The sequence below is a fragment of the Wolbachia endosymbiont of Drosophila incompta genome (assembly GCF_001758565.1).
Lineage (GTDB): Bacteria > Pseudomonadota > Alphaproteobacteria > Rickettsiales > Anaplasmataceae > Wolbachia > Wolbachia pipientis.
On the sequence record NZ_CP011148.1, the window covers coordinates 81,038 to 85,364 of the forward strand.

Here is a 4,327-nt window from a genome sequence, read left to right on the forward strand (position 1 = left end):
CATAGTTCCTGTGTTTTATAGCAATTTCTATATAAAAGAATACTTTACTCTTTTTCTTTGCCCAGGGCTTTTTTTAAGATGTCTCTTTCTCTTATTAGCTCTTTTTTTAGATCAAATCTTTCTTTGTCATAAGGAGCCTTTGCCTGGAAATGCGTATGCTCCAGACATTTTTCCATCATATTTTCTTACTTAACATACTACCATCTATACCTAGATCTTTTGCTATTTTTGTACTTGCTTGACCTGTTTCTTTAACCAGCTTAACAGCTTCTAATTTGAATTCTGCTGTATATTCTCTTCTATTTGTCATATTTTGAAAAAACGTTTTATTTTACTCCAAAAACGTTTTAACTTTCTCTCTACTTTTTCTGGACTACTCCGAATCGGTTGACAAATTGGACGTTTGATAAGCATAATTTGGAGCTTCTTGTGTAATGACTATATCATGAGCGTGGCTCTCTCTTAATCCTGATGCAGTAATAGTAACAAATTTACAATTTTTTTTCATCTCTTCTATATTCCTATTACCAGTATACCCCATTGCAGCTTGCAATCCGCCAATCAATTGATGGATTACTCCTGAAGCTGGACCTTTGAATGGAACTCTTCCTTCCACTCCTTGTGGAACTAATTTGAGTTTTGAATCTTTATCTTGAAAATAACGGCTAGCTGAACCTCGTTTCATTGCACTAATAGATCCCATTCCTCGATAGCCTTTATATGCTCTGCCCTTATACATAATAATCTCACCTGGGCTTTCGTCAGTGCCAGCAAAAATCGAACCAATCATCACAGAGTCAGCACCAGCTGCAATAGCTTTTGCAACATCTCCTGAGTATTTTACCCCACCATCAGCAATTAGTCTGACGTTTCTTGCTCTACACGCCTCTGCAACATTCTTGATTGCAGAGAATTGTGGCACACCAACACCTGTAACTATTCTGGTTGTACAGATTGATCCTGGTCCTATTCCAACCTTCACTGCATCAACACCCGCATCAATCAACGCTTCAGCAGCCTCCTTTGTTGCAATGTTTCCGCCAATTAATTGCGTATTAGGATACATCTTTTTTATTTCCCTAATGGTATTGATAACGTTTTCGGAATGACCGTGAGCAGTATCCACAACAACTACATCAACTTCTTCTCCGATCAAAGCTTCACATCTGTCTATACCATCTTTTTTACCAGTGCCAATTGCAGCGGCAACTCTGAGACGCCCTTTACTGTCTTTACATGAATTTGGGTATCTATTGTATTTTTCAATGTCTTTAACCGTAATTAAACCTATACAACAAGAATTTTCATCTACGACCAAAAGCTTTTCTATTCTATTTTCATGCAACAATTTCATTGCTGAGGCACTATTCACTCCCTGCTCCCGCACTGTCACTAACTTATCTTTTGTCATCACTTCGGAAACTTTTACATTCATGTTCTGGTCTTCAATAAATCTCACATCTCGGTTAGTTAAAATTCCAACTAACTTGCGTTGATCGACTACAGGAATGCCAGAATAATTGTGCTCTCTCATTAATGAAATTGCTTCCGCAACTGTTTTATCCGGTGAAATCGTAATTGGGTTATACACGATCCAACTTTCATATTTTTTCACCCTTCTCACTTCTAAAACTTGTTCATCTATTGATAAATTCTTATGTATGCAACCTATCCCTCCATGTTGGGCAATAGCTATTGCAAAGCCCGATTCAGTAACAGTATCCATTGCAGAGGATATGAGAGGGATATTTAGTTCTATACTATTTGTTAAATAAGTTTTTGTATCTGCATCGCAAGGCAATATATTAGAATAGGCTGGCAAAAGAAGTATATCGTCAAACGAATAACAAGCTTCCATTTTTTTCATAGGCTTTATTTAAAGCTTATACGCCAATTAATTAAATTGCAATAGGCAAAATTAGCTAGGAGCCTTTAATTGTATAGCTCTAACTGTTTTTAGGAGATAGAAAAGCTATATAGTTGCTAATACATTTTATTGCACAATAAGCATTCTAGATTATTTGCCAGCAAACAGAACTGCTCAATAGTTAAGTTTTCTGGACGTTCATTTCCACTCAATTTAGCGTTTTCAAGGACAGTTTCAGCGTGGTTCGTTATATTTTGCAAGCTATTTCTCAGCATCTTTCTTCTTTGAGCAAAAACAGCACGTGTTAATTTTATTAAGGTTTCCAAGTTTACTACAAACTTTGGGGTAGGCAAAGGATTTACTGTAATTACTGAAGAATGTATTTTTGGTCTTGGAAAAAACTCTTTAGGTTCAATATCAAATTCCTTTTTTATATCGCATAGTAACTGGCTTAGCACTGATAGAGGACCATAATCTTTAGAATTGGGTCTTGCTGTAATGCGATCTGCTACCTCTTTTTGAAACATTAATGTCAAACTCGTAAAAAATTTTATACTATCTAACCACTTTAAAAATAACGCTACCGAGATATTGTAAGGCAAGTTAGCAATAACTTTAACTGGGCGCTCTATCAGCTCTTCTTCTATAATATGCAGTGCATCCGCTTCTATAATTCTATACTTTCCTTGATGCTCATTTAGCAGTTGGTCATGGTGTTTTACTAAATCTCTATCTTTTTCTATAGAAAGTAGAGACTTTGGATTATGCACCAATATTTCTCTTGTTAATGCACCATATCCAGGACCAATTTCAATGACATTAAAATTTTCCAGACTACCAGCTAAAGCGACGATTTTTTTTGTTATCTCACTCGATAAAATAAAATTTTGCCCTAGACTCTTTTTTGTCTTCAGTAAAAATTTTTTCATATTATTTTCATTATACAGTATTTTAAAAATTAGTTGACGAAAATTCATTGATAATTGTATATTATTAATGTGTTTAACGCCGGCTTAGCTCAATTGGTAGAGCAACTGACTTGTAATCAGTAGGTTGTCAGTTCAAGTCCGACAGCCGGCACTCTCGCCCATATAAGTAAAGTTGATGTCCTTTTTAATAGTAGCAAATTGGAAAATGAATGGAATGCGTTCTTCATTTGTTGACTTTATAGGCAAACTTAACAACAAGAGCAACGAAATTACCTCTAAGCTAGTGATTTGCCCTCCTTTTACGTCATTTCCAAGCAGTATAGAGTTGAACAATAATATTAATATAGGAGCACAGAATTGCCATCATAAAAAGTTCGGTTCTTACACAGGTGAAATTAGTGCAGAAATGTTAAAAGAACTAGGGTGTACTTACGTAATACTTGGGCATTCTGAAAGGGCTAATGAAAAAGATAGTGAAATAAAACTTAAGTCGGAAATAGCAATAGAATCAGGCTTACACCCAATTATCTGTGTGGGTGAAAATTCAGAAGATTATAAGAATGAAAAAACAAAAGAAATAATAGAATATCAATGCAAAAACCGTTTGCCAACACACGGTGAATATACCGTAGCATATGAGCCAATATGGGCAATAGGCACAGGTCATGTGCCAAATAATGATGCAATTGCTAAGGTGATAGAGGTAATAAAATTGTGTACTAGTAAAAAACACATTATATATGGTGGTTCAGTCAGTTCAGAAAATATAGAAAATTTGCTCAGTATCTCAAATTTATCAGGAGTGTTAATTGGCAGTGCAAGCTTAGATTTCGATCACTTTTATAAAATTATACAACAAGTTGAAAAAAAGTTTTCTCTTATCAATTCTAAAATCAGCAACTAAGAATCCTATAACAAATGGCATCATTTCAGTGTCAAGCATATGTCTGTACGAGCATCTAGTATAGCTAAAGTAATCTAGAAAATTAACGATATTTTATTCCCCGGTGAACGCTCTATTTTGTTTTCCAACTCTAGTTCTAAAAGAGCCATTAGAGCTATGTTGGTAGAAAGTCCGCTTGCTAATATAAGTTCATCTATATCAACAGGTACAGAGTTAATATGATCAACTATAACAGATTTTGCCTGTTGTAATTTTTCTTGTTTTTGGTTAACAAAATGGTGCTCAACATCAAATAGGTTTTTTTGCTGCGGAGGTAAACTAAACCTAATACTCTCTATTATGTCATCAGCGGATTCGATAAGCTTAGCACCGTTTTTAATTAAATAATTACTACCACTACAGCGTGAATCTAAAGGGAAACCAGAAACTGCAAACACCTCTCTCCCTTGATTTAAAGCAAAATCTGCTGTTATTAGAGAGCCAGAACGTTTCGATGCTTCAATCACTGCAACACCTAGCGATAGGCCAGATATAATTCGATTCCTTTGAGGAAAATACTGAGGCTTTGGTTTAGTAGCAAATGGAAGCTCAGTAATTACTAACCCACCGTTCCCAGTGATTTTTTTG

The 4,327-nt window shown here is 35.2% G+C and carries 4 protein-coding genes, 1 tRNA gene and 1 pseudogene; 2 read left to right on the forward strand and 4 right to left on the reverse strand.

Translation table 11 applies throughout. The annotated features are described in order from the left end of the window. From WG67_RS07945 to rsmA, 3 genes and pseudogenes are all read right to left on the reverse strand, one after another. Window positions 1-310, reverse strand: a pseudogene (locus tag WG67_RS07945) (transposase); the annotation flags it as partial. A 63-nt stretch (window positions 311-373) separates the two neighbouring features. Then, window positions 374-1,867, reverse strand: a complete 1,494-nt coding sequence (gene guaB / locus WG67_RS00390; protein ID WP_065095043.1) for an IMP dehydrogenase — start codon at window positions 1,865-1,867, stop codon at window positions 374-376. Window positions 1,868-1,983: 116 nt separating this feature from the next. Next, window positions 1,984-2,796: a 16S rRNA (adenine(1518)-N(6)/adenine(1519)-N(6))-dimethyltransferase RsmA gene (rsmA, locus tag WG67_RS00395; protein ID WP_070357035.1), complete on the reverse strand. Its 813-nt coding sequence runs from the start codon at window positions 2,794-2,796 to the stop codon at window positions 1,984-1,986. Window positions 2,797-2,874: 78 nt separating this feature from the next. Here rsmA and WG67_RS00400 point away from each other — a divergent pair. After that, window positions 2,875-2,947: transfer RNA gene (locus tag WG67_RS00400), tRNA-Thr, on the forward strand. A gap of 24 nt (window positions 2,948-2,971) precedes the next feature. Further along, window positions 2,972-3,700, forward strand: coding sequence for a triosephosphate isomerase (locus tag WG67_RS00405; protein ID WP_070356731.1), 729 nt, complete (start codon window positions 2,972-2,974; stop codon window positions 3,698-3,700). A 74-nt stretch (window positions 3,701-3,774) separates the two neighbouring features. Here the strand turns inward: WG67_RS00405 and WG67_RS07950 are convergent. After that, on the reverse strand, window positions 3,775-4,327 hold a 553-nt coding region (locus tag WG67_RS07950; RefSeq protein WP_458694949.1), incomplete at its 5' end, for a DNA-processing protein DprA.